This is a genomic window from Streptomyces sp. NPDC019396 (genome assembly GCF_040632375.1).
Classification (GTDB): Bacteria; Actinomycetota; Actinomycetes; order Streptomycetales; family Streptomycetaceae; genus Streptomyces.
The window spans coordinates 1-1,669 of record NZ_JBEYBS010000095.1 but is presented as its reverse complement, the minus strand read 5'-3'; the positions used below and the strand labels follow the sequence as shown (position 1 = coordinate 1,669).

Genomic DNA, 1,669 nt, shown 5'->3' with positions numbered 1-1,669 from the left:
GCGCACCAGGAACGGGACGGATTCGGGGTGGGGAGGGGCAGTCTGAGCAGCGTGTTCGGCCGCGACCTCGTCGTCCTGGTGCTCTGCCCTGCGGGTTGGCTGCTCGGCATCGCAGGCGGCTGTAGTGGCCTCGCCGACGGGATCCAGGTCAGGCGCGGGAGCACCGGCTGGACCTGGATCGACAGTGGTGCTGTCTGCGCTTCACCTCATCTTCGCTGCAGGAACCGGTCGGCTCGGGCTCAGTTGGCGTGCTGACCGGTGCCTGGGGGCCGAGTGACGGCACCAGAGCGACGATATCGATCACCGACAAGCCCGCGGATGTTGCCAGACTGATCGCGTCCCGCATCTCCCGCAGTTCCGCGAGGCCGGTGCTGTCGGTCTTGCTGTCCATCGCCACGTCTTTGGTAGATCGGTCGGAGGCCGGCACCCGGGGTCAATCGCTCTTAGCCTGGTGCTTTGCGGCCTCTTCGCGCAGTTCCTGCAGCCTGCGGCCACTGGGCACATGGGTGTATTGGCCCCATCCGTTGATGGAGCTGCCGGTCTGCGCCTTGAGCGCGGGGGAGGGCTGGGGGAAGGCGCGGCCGTCGGGGAGCTCGACCCATCCGTCAGCGGTGATGACGGCATCGTGGGTCTGTCGGCGGCGAGGCTGGTGATGCCGGAGTTTGTCGCCGGGGGAGACGAGTTCGGCTTCGATGATGAACATCAGCGCGCCTGGGCGCCGAGTCTCGTGTTCGGATGCTGCCCTTCCTTCGCCGAAGAGCTCACGCCGCAGGACGTCGTTGGGTGTGTCGACGAGGGGTTCGCTGTGGCGTTGCAGGTAGGCGAACACCTCGTCATCGATCTCGATCTTGCGCATGCTCTCACTCTACACTCTGAACCCTAGAGTCTGGGAGAATTGGTGTGTGGAGACTGGCGGTCAGCCGCTGAACGCTCAAGGCCGTGCTCGCCTCCGCTTGCCGAGGCTCCCGGCAGGCGGAGCACAGATCGGTCGGCTCTTGCGGTCGGACACGTCGCTTCGAGGTGTCGGCGATACCGCAGCCACCGACGCACTCGGGCCAGCCCGGGCACACCGGGCACTTGTCGTGGCCGTCCGCAAGGGCCGGGCTTCCGCATTCCACGCATTCGGCGAGTACCCGCGGAACCTCACCCGTCCACGCTGGCGGTGTCCACGTTGAACCCCCAGCACAACCCCAGCCCTCAGCATCGATCGACGCGCGGGAAGCCGGAATCGGCGTCGCGGTTGCCGGAGCCGGCCCCCCGATCGCACGCCGCAACCGTCCCGCGATCAATGCCGCACGACTGGTCTTGATCACCTCAGGCCAGCCAGGGCCCACAACGACATGGCGGATTTGCGCCGGACTCCAGCCTCTGGCGAGCAGGACATCCACCACCGCAGCCTGCTCCGAGAGAGTCCGTCCGGTCAGCAGGAACTCTGGACCGCATTCCTGCGCAATCGCGTTGAGCACCCCTACGCCCGGCGAGGCCTCCACCGGCTGATTCATCGCGCTCTCAGTCGCCGGCACATGGACCGCGGCGCGGGCCCCTTGTCGCCGACTCTGATCGCTGCGGTCGCTTCCGTCCGTCCACCCCACCCCGTGGACGGCGCGGGCGACGGCTCGCCGGAAGGACGGAGGGATGTCTGCGGGTTCCCTGAGGGATCAATGAGGGT

At 67.5% G+C, this 1,669-nt stretch carries 2 protein-coding genes; both read right to left on the bottom strand.

What is annotated here, in order from left to right:
* Positions 1-148: 148 nt before the first annotated feature.
* The gene (locus ABZ532_RS31610) at positions 149-391 is read right to left on the bottom strand and encodes a hypothetical protein (protein WP_361291459.1); all 243 of its coding nucleotides are present in this window, start codon (positions 389-391) and stop codon (positions 149-151) included.
* A gap of 42 nt (positions 392-433) precedes the next feature.
* Positions 434-856 (bottom strand): hypothetical protein, encoded by a 423-nt coding sequence (locus tag ABZ532_RS31605; RefSeq protein WP_361291456.1) that lies wholly within the window; start codon positions 854-856, stop codon positions 434-436.
* Positions 857-1,669: the final 813 nt, after the last annotated feature.